The following is a 16,514-nucleotide window of genomic DNA, read 5'->3' as shown; positions in this document are numbered from 1 at the left end:
TTGGCATTCAAGTACTGTGGCGAGGTTGGTTAAAATTACACGATCTCTGTGAGGGTTGGCAGCTTGCAAAAGAGACTTAACGGGAAAAGTCAGAATTTTAGGTAAGGGAAGAGTCCAGCAACAAGCGATAGTTCAACTTGAAGCACTTCCCCAAAATAATCCCTTACGTTCCAAAGCAATTGATTTATTATTGAATTTAGAGATTACCTTAGAATTCAATCAAAATATAGACGAGGAGGATAGAGATTTAATTATGCGCTTATCACCTATTTACGAGCAAAAATTAGCAGAAGTCAAACAACAAGGAATTCAAGAAGGGATTCGAGAAGGAATTCAAGCAGAACGTCGTAATGTTATAGAGAATTTATTGCGAGTTCGCTTTGGTTTTTTAGATGCAGATATAAGAGTAATTACTGAAGCTTTATTGGCATTATCTCCACAGGAATTTACTCCTTTATTACTGCAACTATCCAGGGAAGAATTATTAAATAGGTTCCATTAGAAGAACTCAGTTTGAGATACTGGGTTCTCTACCTTTACTAAGAAATCGATGATTACTTAAGCTTGTTCAATCGGACAATCGTATTAAAAATATCCCATTGCTTAACCCACAGCCGCTACCATGACAGTTGTAACTAACGATGATCGCTTTCAACCCATAAATCTCTTTGAGTACGAAAAGCTAGCAAAAGAGCATCTGTCTCAAATGACGCTTGATTACTATAGCAGTGGTGCTTGGGACGAAATCACATTACGGGATAATCGTGCTGCCTTTGAGCGAGTCAAGCTACGACCTCGGATATTAGTCGATGTTAGCGATCGCAATCTAACTACCTCTATTTTAGGACAACCCCTACAACTACCTTTGTTAATTGCGCCAATGGCTTTTCAATGTCTAGCCCATCCAGACGGAGAAGTTGCCACGGCTCGAGCTGCGGCATCCGCTGGTGTGGGCATGGTGTTAAGTACATTAGCAACAAAGAGCATTGAAGAAGTAGCGACTGCATGTGATAAATTTCCAGATTCTCTGCGATGGTTCCAGCTTTACAGCCATAAAGATCGGGGATTAACTCGTGCTTTGGTAGAAAAAGCCTATAAAGCAGGCTATAAAGCACTTTGTCTGACTGTAGATGCACCTGTTCTCGGACAGCGGGAGAGAGATAGACGTAACGAGTTTGCCTTACCCCCAGACTTACATCTGGCTAATCTCGCCACCATCTCAGGACAAGATATTTCCCATGAAAAAGGCGAATCTGGGTTATTTACCTATTTTGCCCAACAGTTAAACCCAGCAGTAACTTGGCACGATTTGGAATGGTTGCAGTCTTTATCTCCACTACCTTTAGTCATCAAAGGAATTTTACGGGGAGATGATGCTGTTCGGGCTGTAGAATATGGAGCTAAAGCAATTGTTGTTTCCAATCATGGTGGCAGACAACTCGATGGTGCGATCGCTTCTTTAGATGCCCTAGCTGAAATAGTAGCAGCAGTGGATGGTAAAGTAGAAGTGCTGTTGGATGGAGGCATTCGTAGGGGCACAGACATTCTCAAAGCTTTGGCATTAGGAGCAAAAGCGGTACTGATCGGACGACCTATTTTGTGGGGACTAGCAGTAGCAGGACAAGTCGGTATATCTCATGTCATCTCACTGCTACAAGATGAGTTAGATGTGGGAATGGCACTTAGCGGCTGTAAAAAATTAGAGGATATTGACCTTAGTTTATTGACGCTGCCACGCCTTTAAGCCTTAAAATTATAAGAAATATGCTGAAAACCTTGTGCTTGAGCCACTGGATGAAAGCTAATCGCATCCTTTAGGATGCGTAGTAAGTTTCTTAATATAGTCACGAATTACTTCTGAGATTGTATGCTTCTTGGATTGAGCATATAATTCTATCTTTTCCCACTCTTCTTGAGATAGACGGACTCTCAGAATTTTTTCTCTAGCCATTGTAGTTCTTTCAGTGCTACAAGGATTATAACAGGAAGGGTAATTAAGCTTATTCTAGCAAAACTTTGAGAATTAATTTTCAGACTTGTTACAAAATCCCTCAATTAGAGTATAATAATTAAGATTGGATATAACGGGCGGGTGGCGAAACTGGTAGACGCACCACACTCAAAATGTGGCGGCCTTGCGGTCATAGGAGTTCGATTCTCCTCCTGCCCATTAGCAAACAAGTATTAGAGAGGTCAATAAGTTATGCGCCTGAAAAGATGGGAATCACCCCGTAAACAAGGTAGGAATGAAAAAGGTAGAGGCGGTTCTGCGAGGAAGCGGCAACTCAAAAAGCAAAGGCAAATGTTACGGCAAAGGCTCAAGGAAGGTAACAAACCAGACAATAACAAAAACAATACAGCAGGGGAAGATAAGTTTATCTTCCCCTTATTTTTTGGGCTTTTATTTTATAAAAAAATAAATTTTAGGGATTTTTCAATACATAGACTAAATTAAATTTGGAACGTCATAAAAAGTAATTTTAATTGAAGCTTTTGAGCGCATACTTACGTATTAAAATCAGTAGACTAGGTGTCTAGTATTTTAGTTCACTATTTAATTTATCTGTGTAGCAAATCTTACGTAGTAAAATACATATCCATAGGAACTCATTTGAATTGTAATGCTTGCATGAACAAATCAAAAATTAATTATGAAGGAAGTATGAATTTTGTCAAACAGCGTCTAAAATCCCTAGCTTAAAACAGTAAGCTAGGACACAGCAGCAAATAATTCTAATTCTAGTATTACCGATTAAGCCAAAAGTATACTAAGAAGGCAATTGCACCTCCATGTGTTAACTTCCAACGATGATACAAGCCTACAAAAAGTCAGGAGTCATCCAATCTGAATTATTCAATATTCGGAACGGTCTAGGTAATCTATGGATTTTTTTCTTGGACACAGGAGTTATTGATGGTAGCGAGAGTGCTTCTACCTACTAAAAAAGTGCTTGATTTTCCTATTACTGCCTTACGCTTTGACGACCAGGTAGAAACAATATTTAAGTGGGCGAGTAGGCGTGAGAGTAAAACTGTATATGTAGCCAATGTACACATGCTCATTGAAGCTCATTGGAATCCAGAGTTTGCCACCGTATTACGAAATGCAGATATAGTTACTCCTGATGGTATGCCTCTTGTATGGATGATGCGAAAAATGGGAGCGGTTTACCAAGACCGTGTAGCAGGGATGGATATTTTCCTAGCATTGTGTCAGCTAACTCAAACACAAAATCTTAGTATTTTCTTTGTAGGTTCCCAAACAGAAATTCTTTCTAGGATGCGAAAAAGGTTAGAGCAGGAATTTCCTCAGATGAAGATTGCGGCGATGGAACCTTTACCCTTTCGTCCCTTGACTGAAACTGAAGACGAAGCTTTGGTTCAAAAGATTAATTCTAGTGGTGCTAGTGCCGTTTTAGTATCTTTAGGATGTCCCAAGCAAGAAAATTGGATAGCTCAACATAAAGGTAAGATACAAGCTGTAATGATTGGACTGGGTGGAGTTTTCCCAGTTTATGCAGGAATTCACAAGCGGGCACCCCGCATAGTTCGAGACTTAGGACTTGAATGGCTGTATCGATGGATTCAAGAACCGCGCCGACTTTGCGGTCGCTATTCTAAGACCATTCCACTATTTATATGGCTGGCTACGAAGCAACTACTATCATCAAGTCGGATTGCAGCGGTCTTCCTTCACGAGACTGGGGATTAAGGAAAAGGGAAAAAAGGCATTGTATATTTGCGGCATGATTTGTCTGACGCAGAGCCGCAGAAACCCAGAAAGGATAAGGAGTTTTAAATTTCACATACATAAATTTCATCCCTTAATTCAGCAACGCATACTTTCATAGACCAGCAGTTTAGATTATTTTGTGCGTAGGCGTAGCTCGTCATAGACATCGCCTGTATTCAGCATTAAGGAAATGTCGGGCATGAAACAGTTAAAAATTCTCATCTGTGCATATGCTTGTGAACCCGGAAAGGGTTCTGAACCAGGAGTAGGCTGGAATGTTGTTAAGGAAGTAAGCAAGTATCACCAAATCTGGGTACTCATATCGAACTGTCACCGTCAAGGTCTTGAAACTGAACTAGCACGTAACCCCTTGCCCAACCTGCACGTTGTTTACTTAGATCCTCTAGGCTGGATCATAGACTGGAATCATGAGAGGATGGGAAAACAATCGGGAGTTTATGTTCATTATTACCTTTGGCAAATTTGGGCATATTTTATCAGTCGCTCACTCCACAAGCAGATTGGCTTTGATATCCTACATCATGTAACTTATGTGAGGTATTCAAGCCCTAGTTTAATTTCACTGCTGCCAGTTCCTTTCATCTGGGGCCCAGTCGGTGGCGGGGAATCATCTCCCAAAAGTTTTTGGAAAGATTTTAGTTTCCGTGGCAAGATATACGAGGTTTTGCGAAATTTGGCTCGCTGGATAGGGGAGTGTGATCCCTTAGTCCACCTCACTGCCCAACAAAGTGTCTTAGCCCGCGCTACCACAGAAGATACAGCTAAACGCTTGCGCCAAGTGGGCACAAAAAATGTTCAAGTTTATTCTCCATTAGGTTTATCTAAAGATGAAATAGCAAACCTTTCAGACTCTGTAATTCTCGATAATTCTGCAATCCGATTTATTAGCATAGGTAGACTTTTGCACTGGAAAGGGTTTCATTTGGGATTAGCAGCATTTGCCCAAGCAAACTTACCTGATGCTGAGTATTGGATTGTCGGAGAAGGAACTGAACGCAAACAGTTAGAAATATTAACTCAATATCTGAATATTAGTAAACAAGTCAAGTTTTTAGGTAATCTATCTCGCGAACATACATGGAGTAAAATACAGGACTGCCATGTGTTAGTTCATCCCAGCTTGCATGAATCTGGAGGATTCGTGTGTTTGGAGGCAATGGCAGCAGCGCGACCAGTGATTTGCCTGGATTTAGGAGGGCCAGCTGTTCAGGTTACAGAGGAAACTGGTTTTAAAATTAAAGCAAATACACCTAAGCAAGCAGTAAGTGATATTGCTAAAGCTATGACATATTTGGCTAGTAACCCAGAGCTAAGATTATTGATGGGTAAAGCCGGGCAAAATAGGGTAAGAGAGACTTTCAATTGGGAAAGTAAGGGCAAGCAGTTAATTCAACTCTACGAAGAAATTTCAACCCAGAATAAATCCTGCTTGAAATTGAGTTATGGCTCTAGCGATGATTAGTGATAACGTAATAAGTAAGTCGGCACGATAAAACCGAGGTGTGTTTAGTTTTGTGATAACTGTAGAATGACCTATTTTTTAAGTATTCGTTAGCTTGATATTTCGTTACGTAGGTCGATTTTTTAACGCGGACTTACTTAGTATATATCTTCTCAATAGCTCCTTTAGCGATACTAGTAGGAGCTTCTCTTATAAGTGGTAAATTCGGAAAAAACTAATTAAATTTCATCAAAAATTGACTGTAGTGTCACGAATTGTCGAAAAACTGGCTATAGAACAGTAAAACTACTGTAAATCAGGATGTAATTGCTTTGCATGATCTACTAGTTGGTTCTTTCCTTTTACTATTCAGAGAGTTAACTGCATGAAAGTGCTGTTAATACATAACCGTTATCAACTTGCAGGCGGTGAGGATGGAGTAGTAAAAGCTGAACAATCCTTACTGAAAGTAAATGGTCATCAGGTATCTTTATTAGAAGTTAGTAATCATGACATTAAAAATACCTGGGATAAAGTTACAACTGCTATTAGTGCAATTTACTCATATTCAGCAAAACAACAAGTTCGCATCAAAATTTCCCAACTCCGCCCTGATATCGTCCATGTACATAACTTTTTTCCCCTACTCTCTCCTTCCATATATGATGCTTGTCGAGAGCATGGTTTAAGTATTGTCCAAACTCTTCATAACTATCGGCTTGCTTGTCCTAAAGCAATACCTTTTCGAGATGCAAAGGTTTGTGTGGATTGCTTTGGACAAAGGGTGCCGTGGTCTAGTGTTGTACATGGCTGCTACCGCAACTCACGTATACAGAGCTCGGTTATAGCAGCAATGAACAGCTGGCATCGGTTACGAGGTACTTGGCACGAACAGGTAGATGCTTATATTGTCTTTACCCAATTTCAAAAAGACAAAATGTTACAGGCTGGGCTGCCAGCAGAAAAGTTCTACATCAAACCGAATTTTGTTTTTGCTCCAGACTCTCGAAACCAAAATGGTGAACATAGTGACTACTTACTTTTTGTTGGTAGATTGTCTGAAGAAAAGGGAGTTTCTGTTTTAATTGATGCCTATGTACAAAAGAACTTATGCACACCACTAAAAATTGTGGGTGATGGCCCTTGTCGTCAAAAGTTGCAGCAACAGATTAAAAATACCAAATCCGAAAATTTCATCGAATTTTTAGGGTTTCAGGATAAGCCAACAGTATTGGCACTAATGCAGAATGCACAGTTTTTAGTATTTCCTTCCATTTGGTACGAAGGTTTTCCCTTAACTATTGCTGAAGCTTTTGCCTGTGGTCTACCTGTACTGGTGTCCAAATTAGGTAGCATGGTAGAAATTGTAGAAGATGGAGTAACTGGTTTACATTTTGAAGCAGGCAACTATACAGATATGGCGGCCAAAATAGAATGGGCAACTACTCATCCTGAAACTATGAGAACTATGGGCAAAAATGCTCGCCAGGTTTATGAAACTAAGTATGCTCCTGAAGCTAATTATCAGCAGTTGATAGCAATTTATCAACAAGTCATCAATAAGAAGAAATAGTGTGTCACTGGTCAAGAGGAACAGATTTTAAGTCATTTCTCATCAAGTGAAGCAGATTATATACAAAGGAATTGCGATCGCAGAATTTTGTCCCTTAACCCTCTTTGATCACTATCAGATAAATTAATCTGAATTTGACGATACAACCAAACGTTGATTCAAGGGTTCACCCCAAAGTGATGAAAGAGGCTAAGTGCATGGATTCTGACCAATTAATGTCGTGCTGTTAAAACCGATTATCTGAAATCAACTATTAAAGTACTTGACATTAACCCAGGACTAACTGCTATATTAACTAGAGTAAAGTTGTTGGGGCGTAGCCAAGTGGTAAGGCAGCGGGTTTTGGTCCCGCCATCCCTAGGTTCGAATCCTAGCGCCCCAGTCAATCAAAAGACAGGCATAACAGCCTGTCTTTTGCAATTTAGTTACATTTTTAAGATGCGTCTCAATGCATCTAATTATGTAAATGTTACTTGTCAGGCGATTTGAGAGCTTGATCCAAAGTCTGCCGAGCCTGTTCTGCTTTAGATCGGGCTTCCTGGTAACGCACATTAGCTTGGGCAAAATTTTTGAGAACTTTAAAACCTTCCTTAAGCCGAGTAATTTCCTCTTCTGTCACCGACTCGTCAGTGAACAGAACATCAACCGCTTTACGAATTTCCAACGCTTCAACTCGTGACTCCTGAACTTTCAGCTTGAGCGTAGCCAGGTTACTCAGAACCTGGACAGCTTGTGTAATGGTATCCTCACCGCTAGCAGGATCAATAATTGACTCCTTAACCTCAATTAATTGCTGAGGGCCAAATCCTTCTTCTAGTTCCGTGGGTAGCTTACCTGCATCCATCAGTTCCATCAGCTGATCCATTGCTTTATCACGGGCTTTGGCTGAATCTTTTCCAGAAACAGTAAGGATAATTTCTGGGCTTTGAGCGAGAGTGTACTGAACCATATTTGAGCAGAAAATTTGCTGATTAACCAAGCTGAGGGAGACAATTATAACATGTTACGTGTAAGGTTATTTGTTGGCTTATTCACTTTAGTGTTGGGTTGCCAAATTCATGTGATTTATATATTTAATGATTTCATGCTTTATTCCTACCCCTGCCAAGTCGCTCAAAATAAAACTTTATACTTGAGAAAAGGGGAATAAGTTTCAACAGGAGGGGAGAGCAATGGCTCCTAGTCCCACCATTATGCAAGCTGTGGAACAACTGGGTTACCGTGTCACCGTTGGTGATGTGGCAACTCAGGCAGGATTGAACGTCGCTGAAGCTAATCAAAGCTTGTTAGCCCTGGCATCTGATGCTGGGGGACATTTGCAGGTAGCGGATTCAGGTTATATAGTTTACCTTTTCCCACAAAATTTTCGAGCAATTTTGCGTAATAAACACTTCCGGTTACGATTGCAGGAATGGTGGAAAAAAGTCTGGAGTGTTCTGTTTTACCTGATTCGCATTTCTTTTGGAATTTTCTTAATTGTTTCCATCGTCCTGATAATTATTACCATCTACATTATCATTACTGCTGCCAACTCAGACCGTGACGGCAACAATCGGGGCAGTAATTCCGGCGGTGGGGGGTTCTTCTATTTTCCAAATTTATTTTGGTATCTTAGCCCAAATTATGACAACCACTACCAGGAACGGCGACGTGGAAGCCGGGAAGAAAGCAATCTGAATTTCTTTGAAGCTGTGTTTTCGTTTTTGTTTGGCGATGGTAATCCTAACACCAACTTAGAAGACCGTCGCTGGCAAGAAATTGCTACGGTGATTCGGATTAATCGTGGCGCAGTGGTAGCGGAACAAATTGCTCCATATTTGGATGACATTGGCGAGGGATATACAAGAGAGTACGAAGATTATATGCTGCCTGTTCTGACGCGATTTAATGGGCAACCGACGGTAAGTCCAGAAGGGCAAATTGTTTATTACTTCCCAGAGTTGCAGGTGAGTGCAGCTAAAAAGCGCCGTCATTCAATATCAGATCACTTGGAGGAATTTCCCTGGCGCTTTAGTACCGCAAGTTCAGGGCAAATTATGCTGAGTGCTGGGTTGGGTGTACTAAATTTTGTTGGTGCTTTAGTACTGGGAAGTTTGTTGAGAGATGGCACTGTTGCCGTCCAATTAGGTGGACTGGTAGCTTTTGTGCAAGGAATTTATTGGCTGCTATTGGCTTATGGAGCAGGTTTCTTAGGCGTACCGTTATTGCGTTATTTCTGGATTCGGTGGCGTAATCGTAAAATTGCCGATTGCAACCGCGATCGCCTTTCCAGAGCAAGGCTATTGGCAAGTCCTGATGCACCTTTGCAACAAAAAATCGACTATGCTCAACAATTTGCCACAGAAAAAGTCATTGGTAACGAAGATTTAGTGTATTCTAGCGAAACTGACTCACTCGACCAAGAAGTTGAGCGTTCTGCACAAATTGACGCCCAATGGCAACGGCGGTTAGACGAGTTATAAGCAATTCGCTCATTCCAAATTTACAATAATTAAGAAGGTAACAAAAATGGGCGGGCATCTTGCCCACCCAACTGAGTTTTTGAGAGAGTGCGAATGAAAACCAATTATGTAAAAGACTCCATGAGCTGCGCTCATAAAAAGCAATAAAAATTTCTTTTCTCGATTCCCTACTCCTCATTCCTTATTTTCAAGGCAGGTTTATAAATTTGGACTTTTAAATTAAGTACAGGAGTGGACTACTTCGCCTGAATTGGTGTTAGGGCTACACCTTGATAATAATGTCCCAAAATTTGCAGGTGGTTCACTCCTTGCCGAGCCAGATTATACGCCCCCCACTGACTCATGCCTAAACCATGACCAAAGCCAAGCCCTTGCAGTACAAAACTACCATCGACTCCCTTAGTGACGCTAAAGCGGGTACTTTTTAGCTTGAGGGCTGTCCGCACTTCCTCGCCTTGTAGCACCTTCGTACCTTTGTTGCCGACAATTTTCAAGACTTTAACACTGCGGAAAGGCGAGTATGTCTCTGGAATTATATCCTTGACATTGCCCACCTCAGGAAATTTAGCGCTAATTTCAGTAGGTGAAAAGGTTTTCACCCAATTACACTCGCGAATATTTTGATCGTAGTCTTGAACAGCACGTAGGTAAGGCTCGTTGCTTCCCCAAACGTCTTCCACATTTTCGGTATGTCCTCCAGAACAAGCATGGAAAACTGAGAGAATAATCCTGTTTTTGTAAGTTAGTACCTGCCCTAATGTGGAATCTACTGCGGCGTAAGTAGCAGGAGATTCACTGATGATGCCTTTGTAAATTTGCCAATGATCTGGGGTATTACCTAAATCGTAAATGGGATTATTCCTTTGTCTTTCTCGTTCGTAGAGGGCATAGGTGCGGGCTGCGATCGCTTGGGCTTTTAAAGCTTCTTGGGGCCAGCTAGCATCCATTTCGCCACCGAGAACGCTGTAGAGATATTCTTGGTCATCAACCCAGTTAACAGCAGTTAAGCCTTTTTCTGTGGGGACAACCAGAGTTCTGCCCCGATACCAGCGTTCGCCAATATAAACGAATCCTTTACCTGTTGGCTCAATCCAAAATAAACCAGACTGCCACTTATCTAAAGCTACTCCGCCGGGAATGGTTTGGGCATAATATGCACTCATCGCTGGTAACTGTCCGAGAGTCCGTCCGGTACTATCTTTGACGATCCCAGTGGTGGAACTGCCCACTTTTACCTGATTAACCCCCCTCTCAATTGCCACGCGCAGAATTACAGACGCTTGAGCTGGGGCAACCAAAGCAATCCACAAGAGGACACTTACCCACCAATAACGTACTTTAATCTGAGAAAATAAAAAGCCTAAGTAAAGTTGGAATTTCATGCTGGTCATCTAATCACACTAGTATCTTATTGACGCTCTAGATTATGACGTCTACTACTTTAAGATGAGACACTTCTCCAACACAGGAGGTTGCCACCTCCTACTAATTATGCATTTTGCTTTAGCTATAAGGTAGAAATCAGTTAATCTTGACACTCGCTTTTGCAAAAGTGTCTACCCCTGGTATGTGCGATCGTGTATACCAGAAGTTCTCACTCATGCTTCATTTTACAAATATCGCTCTCCTAGATAAAAAACAATAATCCTTGCTACACAAGACTTTCATCTCAAAGAGATGATTACAGCCATAATGTTAGAAAATAAAGCTCGAAACCCAGTTTCTGTCTCTTATTTAAAAGTTGGCTGAGATTTTTCTTTGACCAGAGTGATGGCAATACGGTTCGGTTAACGTTTTAATATTTTGAAGATATCCCCAACCCCCCTTAAAAAGGCTTGCTCATAACCCTCTTTTACCCCCTTAAAAAGGGGTCGCCGCAGGCGGGGGGATCTAAACCGAACCGTATTGAGAGTGATGGAAGAGCGATATCAGCACGGTTGCATTTAAAAACTGTCCAAAAGAGGACACAGGCAAGCGGGTACACGGGGACACGAAGAGTTTCAAGAGCGCCGATGCGTCTGCCACTCTTTGCGTCCTACTTTCACCGCATTTTCGTTGGTCTATGATGCCAATACCTTTTGATAATTGCTCACTTCATTAGCAATAATTCCAATTAAATTCAACTTACTCAAAATTTCTGTAGCTTGAGTCAGTTCAGTTCGGGTGACTTTACCCATGCGCTCTACCATTACGATACCATTACAAAAAGATGCCACAATCCTGGCATCAACCGTGCCTAAAATAGGCGGAACATCTATCAGTACTAAGTCATATGTTTGCTCAAACAATTCTATTAGTTCTTTCATCCGTTGAGAACTGAGCAATTTCACCGTGTCTTCTGGTTCAGGCCCAGCAGTCAAAATATCAATAGAAGGGTGAATGGGTTGGATGTAATTTTGAAAATGAGTAGTTGTCTCATCAACTAATAACAAAGATAGTCCCCAGTCATTGGATAGTTCCAGGATTTTGTGCAAGCTAGGATTATGTAAATTAGCATCAATTACTAATACCCGTCGATGCATCCGGGTAGCACTAGTCACAAGTCCTAATACTAAGGTTGTCTTCCCTTCCCCTGGTAGTGCTGAAGTCAACATCAGCGACTTAAAAGGTAAGGGATATTTTAATATTTGAATATTTTGGTAGATCATGTCCAGGGTTTCATGGACGGGCAATCTAGTACTGGCTTCTATTACAGAGGAATCTGAGCTTCGCCGCCCATTCCAAGGCAGGCCCAGCCGCCGCTTTTTGACACCACGCAACGGTAGTTTTGGTACTGATCCCAGTACACGTAGATTCGTCAGTTTCTTTAAATCTTCCACACAATAAATAGCGTTATTAAATTTTTCCAAAATTAAGGCTGCTAAGATACCTAAAATCGGCCCAATTACCGCTCCCCCAACCAAAAGTAATAATCTGTTGCTCCCTATATAAGTACCCAGAGCAGGTTCTGTCAAAACTTGCCAGTTATATCCTTCCTGAGCAATTTTCAGTCCCAAGGACTGTTGTGCCTGGAGCAGTTGTTCAAGGGTTTTGTGACTAGTTTCTACCTTTGGTAGCAGACGGTTATACTCTGCTATTAAGCTTGGGTATTTGTTTAGCTCAGAGTGGAGTCGCTGTTCTGACTCAGCTAGATTCTTTTCATTGGCAGTTAGTCCTAAGACAGTTGTCTGCACCAAAATTAACTCGTCTACTAGCTTTGGGTCAACCCCCCCTATTATTTGCCCTTTGAAGAGCGGTTCTCCTTTACTGCTAGTAGCAATAGTTTTCACTTCTTGTCGTAATAGCGACAGTTGACTTTGGCGTTGCTGCTTTAGTTTTTCTACTGATGGGTAATCATCTGTATAACGTAGCCGCTCTTTAGCCAACGCTAATTCTGTCTTTTGAATTTCACTCAATAGTGCTTGATAACGGCTTGACTGATTTAAACGAGAAGAAATTAGTGTATTCTGCTGGGATGAAAACGCTATTTGTTGTTCTAGGTTATCGTAGCGAGCATTTACATCTTGAAGGTTAGCACGAGTACTTTGTAGCTTTTGTTGAATATCAGCTAGAGATTCTAGCAGGATTTTACTTTGGACTTCGGGATCGAGTAATTTATGTTTTTTACGAAACTGTTCCAAATTTTTATCAGCTTTACTCACCTCTTTTTTTATTTCAGGTAGGCGAGTGTTTACAAAAGCCAGTCCCCGATTCAGGCGTTCTTTTTGTTGCTCTTTGTTGTAGTTTTGATAAACTTTCTGTAGAGCTTTAAGTACTCTTTGTGCTTTGACTGGATCATCATCATTGAAAGAAACTTCAAATACTTGATTAAAAACTTTATTAGCTCCTATGCCTTCTTCTTCTGGAATAACTTCCAGAGGTGCTTTTTTGCTCTGTTCTTTTTGACCATTGATCTCTTCTAAGGTAATATCAGGATAATCAGAATGAAGTAAATCTACAGCTTTCTGGAGTAGCTTAGAACTCAGCATGAGTTTCATCTGAGTAGTATAATCAACAACTTGAGAATTAGAATTAGTAACCTGAGTATCTGCCCCTACTGGGATATTATTTGACTGTGCCCCTTGAAATAAATTGGAACTTACCAATATCTGCAAATTGCTCTGGTAAGTAGGTTTGGCAATAACAGCTAAGAGGCTAGCAGCTGATATAACTACACAGGAAACTCCCAAGATCACAAAGCGTTGGCGAAGCAAAATAGTAGATAGTTGTCTGATGTCAACTGCACCTTGTGCTGAAGTAGTAATCTGTTGCTTTTGATTCAGACTAGTCTTAGCCACTATCAAACTCCTCTAATATCGAAACACTATATTTATTTGGAAGATTTTTGAGAAATGTGAGATGATTTCTTTTACACCTAATAGCTGCAACAACATACTTAATTATTCTTCCAAGGATGGCAAGCTCATTTAGCACAATATTATGCCAACTGGTGCTTTCATGTTCATCAATTCATGCATATAAATTCTTAATCAGTGTTAGAAGAATAAATTTTTAATAAATATTTTATTTTACAAATAAAAATCTTGACGAAAAATTAATTATTTTTTCTAAGTATTTAAGTAAAAAACTTTCTGATTCCCAACATGACTATATCAGGACTTACGCAAAAATAACGAATTTCGTCATTACGAGCGATAGCGAAGTAATCCCCTCTGACGCTGGGATTGCTTCCCTACACTCCGTTTCGGTCGCAATGACAATATGGGCGTTGCGTAAGTCCTATATATATTAAAGTTATTTAGATAACTTGTAATATAAAAAACACATTGAGAAAAACATTTCAACCATAATATTTGTATATTATTGATACACTTATTTAACCGTAAATTATTGGTTAACTAGTTGACTTACTTATCAAATCAAACTGCTATTTATTTGCTAGACGTTATGAGTTCGACTACTAAAATCTAAGATAGAGCCTGGTTAATTTTAGATTTTAGATTAAAAGGGTTCAATAGGAAATCTAAAATCCAAAATTTAAACACCTACCTTGGTTAACTCTACTTCCCGTCGCCTCGGTACTTCATGAATCATGAAATCGTAAGCCATATCAGTATGGGGAAAAATAGCACGGGCTTCCTTGAGAAGATCCTTCAACTCCAAGGTATTTCCCGGAGCATAGCGGGGACTAAAATGACTCATAATCAGCCGATGTGCCCCAGCAGCTAAAGCTGTTTGCGCTGCCATTGTGGTTGTAGAATGCAATCGCTGAAAAGCCATGTCTGCATCTTGATGGGCAAAGGTTGCTTCGTGAATTAATACATCAGCATCCTTTGCTAATTCCACTGCACCATGACAATAAATTGTGTCTGTACAATAGGCAATCTTTCGACCAATTTCTGTAGGGCCGCATAATTGAGTGCCATCAATCACCCGTCCGTCGGCAAGGGTCACTGTTTCACCGCGCTTGAGTTGACCGTAAATCCGACCAGGAGGAATTTGCAACGCCTTGGCTTTTTCCGCATCAAAACGTCCTATCCGGTCTTTTTCGGCTACGCGGTAGCCGAAAGCTGTAATGCGGTGATGCAAATTACCGCAGCTAACGGTGAATTCATCGTCTTCATAAATTACCCCTGGACGGATGGCATGGACTTTAATAGGGTAAGAAAAGTGCGTGTAGGAGTAACGTGAGGCGGTTTGAATGTAATCATTTAATCCAGGGGGCCCATATATATCAATTCGTTCCACATTGCCAGCCAAGCCGCAAGTAGCAAGAAGTCCCATCAAGCCAAAGATGTGGTCGCCGTGCATATGGGTGATAAAAATTCGAGAGAGTTGACTAATTTTCAGTTCACTTCGCATAATTTGATGCTGAGTACCTTCGCCACAGTCGAATAACCACAGTTCTGCCCTTTGGGGTAATCTCAGGGCGACACTGGAAACATTGCGCGAGCGCGTAGGTACCCCGGAACTTGTCCCTAAGAATGTTATCTGCACAGCGTTCTTTAGTTTTCCTATTGCTCAATTTGCAGCTCTATTTTCTTCTATAGTGACACGGTTCATGAGCAAAATACTCCTGTACATGAAAATCAGTTCCCGGCGATAGTCGCCAGTTAAAGCGGCGGCAATGTCTTCAATAGAGGCTTTGATACGCCCATCCTTGAGTGCCGCTAGTGTGAGTGGATTACGTTCACCTTCCGTCCAGATAACCAAATCTGTGTTCTGCGTAGTTACATTCGACAACGTGATAACTTAATCAAAAGTGTTGCTGTTCATGTACAACGAATGCAAAAAGCCTTGACCTACTGCTAACGCTTTTCATATGGCTGCTCAAACTCTTTGCCGTAGCGTAGTAGCCACTCAGCTTTGGGTGCTTATTTGCGCCGTATGCAATCTTGTCTTGGCACTCCCAAGGCTATTACTGCTGCTGCCCATAAATTGCCGCATCACTGGTGGCAAAGTTAAAAGTTCTAAATCTCGGAGAGTTGTCAACCGCGTTGCCACGGCTTTACGCACTGCCGCACAATCCCTTTGTCGTTCTCAGTCTGCTTTGGGCGGCTTTTATCGCCGTCTAGCTGCTCGCTTAGGCGCACCTAAAGCGATTACTGCCACCGCTCATAAGTTAGTCCGTATTTTCTATCGTCTTTGGACAACAGGTAATGTTTATACTGACCCTGGTCTTGATGCCTATGAGCAACAATACCGAGAACGCACGTTGAAAAACTTGAAGAAAAAAGCCCAGGCTTTTGGCTTAGAACTCATCCCTATTTCTGACTCCACGGAATGTGTTTCTTAGGAGCGCCCTACTGGCGGCGATCGCCACCCGTTACTAATGTAGAGAAACTTGTATCATGAAAAGTACCCTGACAGCTAAAACCGAATTAACAATAGTGCTTTTAAGCCTGCTTAGGAGCGTGGTTCTGAGCTTTTATGGTTACTACATTGGTGAAGTGGTATTGCCACTATCCCGTTCAGGAGATTATCTCACAAGACCAGATCAGGTCAGGGATTTCAATATAATTTGATTCTAGAGTTGATATTGACTCTAGGATGTTTTTTCATGTCTAAAGAATTCCTATAGTACCTAAATTTTTACTGTTTTTAGTGTCTTTAACCTTTACTGCTACAGCAAAGGGTTTCTCAGGAGTTACCGCTTGAGCAAAGTTTGCTCCCGAATAGCCTTGGTCTACCCAAACAATTTCAAGACGGGACATGGTACGGTACAGTCGAAACTTGACGACTCTTAAACATAACAAAAACCTCCTCAAAAGATGATGAGGAGGTTTGAATTGAATTATCATCCCTGGCATCGAGCTATTTTTGCGTAGGGCTACCCCTAAACTA

The 16,514-nt window shown here is 41.1% G+C and carries 13 protein-coding genes, 2 tRNA genes and 1 pseudogene; 10 read left to right on the top strand and 6 right to left on the bottom strand.

Features of this window, described 5'->3' with window-relative positions; genetic code table 11:
• Positions 1-55 precede the first annotated feature (55 nt).
• The 8 genes from V7L29_RS21050 to V7L29_RS21015 all read left to right on the top strand — a co-directional run bounded on the left by V7L29_RS21050 (position 56) and on the right by V7L29_RS21015 (position 7,150).
• A complete protein-coding gene (locus V7L29_RS21050) occupies positions 56-502 on the top strand; it encodes a hypothetical protein (RefSeq protein WP_334736714.1) in 447 nt (148 codons plus the stop codon).
• Between the two features lie 120 nt (positions 503-622).
• On the top strand, positions 623-1,744 hold the full coding sequence (locus tag V7L29_RS21045; RefSeq protein WP_334736713.1) for an alpha-hydroxy acid oxidase: 1,122 nt from the start codon (positions 623-625) through the stop codon (positions 1,742-1,744).
• A 342-nt stretch (positions 1,745-2,086) separates the two neighbouring features.
• Positions 2,087-2,170 (top strand) — tRNA-Leu (locus V7L29_RS21040).
• A 33-nt stretch (positions 2,171-2,203) separates the two neighbouring features.
• Positions 2,204-2,455 carry a hypothetical protein gene (locus V7L29_RS21035; protein WP_334690620.1) on the top strand — a complete coding sequence of 84 codons (252 nt, stop codon included), beginning with the start codon at positions 2,204-2,206 and terminating at the stop codon, positions 2,453-2,455.
• Between the two features lie 459 nt (positions 2,456-2,914).
• Positions 2,915-3,712, top strand: coding sequence for a WecB/TagA/CpsF family glycosyltransferase (locus V7L29_RS21030; RefSeq protein ID WP_334690621.1), 798 nt, complete (start codon positions 2,915-2,917; stop codon positions 3,710-3,712).
• Between the two features lie 220 nt (positions 3,713-3,932).
• The gene (locus tag V7L29_RS21025; protein WP_334690622.1) at positions 3,933-5,216 is read left to right on the top strand and encodes a glycosyltransferase family 4 protein; all 1,284 of its coding nucleotides are present in this window, start codon (positions 3,933-3,935) and stop codon (positions 5,214-5,216) included.
• A 364-nt stretch (positions 5,217-5,580) separates the two neighbouring features.
• A complete protein-coding gene (locus V7L29_RS21020; RefSeq protein ID WP_334690623.1) occupies positions 5,581-6,768 on the top strand; it encodes a glycosyltransferase family 4 protein in 1,188 nt (395 codons plus the stop codon).
• 310 nt (positions 6,769-7,078) lie between these two features.
• Positions 7,079-7,150, top strand: a tRNA-Gln gene (locus tag V7L29_RS21015).
• 87 nt (positions 7,151-7,237) lie between these two features.
• Here the strand turns inward: V7L29_RS21015 and V7L29_RS21010 are convergent.
• On the bottom strand, positions 7,238-7,717 hold the full coding sequence (locus tag V7L29_RS21010) for a hypothetical protein (protein WP_334690624.1): 480 nt from the start codon (positions 7,715-7,717) through the stop codon (positions 7,238-7,240).
• 223 nt (positions 7,718-7,940) lie between these two features.
• Here V7L29_RS21010 and V7L29_RS21005 point away from each other — a divergent pair, with 223 nt between their 5' ends.
• A complete protein-coding gene (locus tag V7L29_RS21005) occupies positions 7,941-9,230 on the top strand; it encodes a hypothetical protein (RefSeq protein WP_334736712.1) in 1,290 nt (429 codons plus the stop codon).
• Between the two features lie 236 nt (positions 9,231-9,466).
• On the opposite strand, the gene V7L29_RS21000 is transcribed toward V7L29_RS21005, so the two are convergent.
• The 4 genes from V7L29_RS21000 to V7L29_RS20985 all read right to left on the bottom strand — a co-directional run bounded on the left by V7L29_RS21000 (position 9,467) and on the right by V7L29_RS20985 (position 15,383).
• Positions 9,467-10,612 carry a SpoIID/LytB domain-containing protein gene (locus V7L29_RS21000; protein WP_334736711.1) on the bottom strand — a complete coding sequence of 382 codons (1,146 nt, stop codon included), beginning with the start codon at positions 10,610-10,612 and terminating at the stop codon, positions 9,467-9,469.
• A gap of 678 nt (positions 10,613-11,290) precedes the next feature.
• Complete coding sequence (locus tag V7L29_RS20995; protein WP_334736710.1) at positions 11,291-13,507, bottom strand: GumC family protein; 2,217 nt, start codon at positions 13,505-13,507, stop codon at positions 11,291-11,293.
• A 700-nt stretch (positions 13,508-14,207) separates the two neighbouring features.
• Positions 14,208-15,167, bottom strand: a complete 960-nt coding sequence (locus tag V7L29_RS20990; protein ID WP_334736709.1) for a ribonuclease Z — start codon at positions 15,165-15,167, stop codon at positions 14,208-14,210.
• A 24-nt stretch (positions 15,168-15,191) separates the two neighbouring features.
• A complete protein-coding gene (locus V7L29_RS20985) occupies positions 15,192-15,383 on the bottom strand; it encodes a hypothetical protein (protein ID WP_334690629.1) in 192 nt (63 codons plus the stop codon).
• A gap of 187 nt (positions 15,384-15,570) precedes the next feature.
• On the opposite strand from V7L29_RS20985, the gene V7L29_RS20980 reads away from it, so the two are divergent.
• Positions 15,571-15,966: a hypothetical protein gene (locus tag V7L29_RS20980; RefSeq protein WP_334690630.1), complete on the top strand. Its 396-nt coding sequence runs from the start codon at positions 15,571-15,573 to the stop codon at positions 15,964-15,966.
• Between the two features lie 268 nt (positions 15,967-16,234).
• Here V7L29_RS20980 and V7L29_RS20975 read toward each other — a convergent pair.
• Positions 16,235-16,514: pseudogene (locus V7L29_RS20975) on the bottom strand (hypothetical protein); the annotation flags it as partial.

The organism is Nostoc sp. (genome assembly GCF_036916575.1).
Lineage (GTDB): Bacteria > Cyanobacteriota > Cyanobacteriia > Cyanobacteriales > Nostocaceae > Nostoc.
The sequence above is the reverse complement of the archived record's forward strand: the minus strand, read 5'-3'. Positions and strand labels throughout refer to the sequence as shown.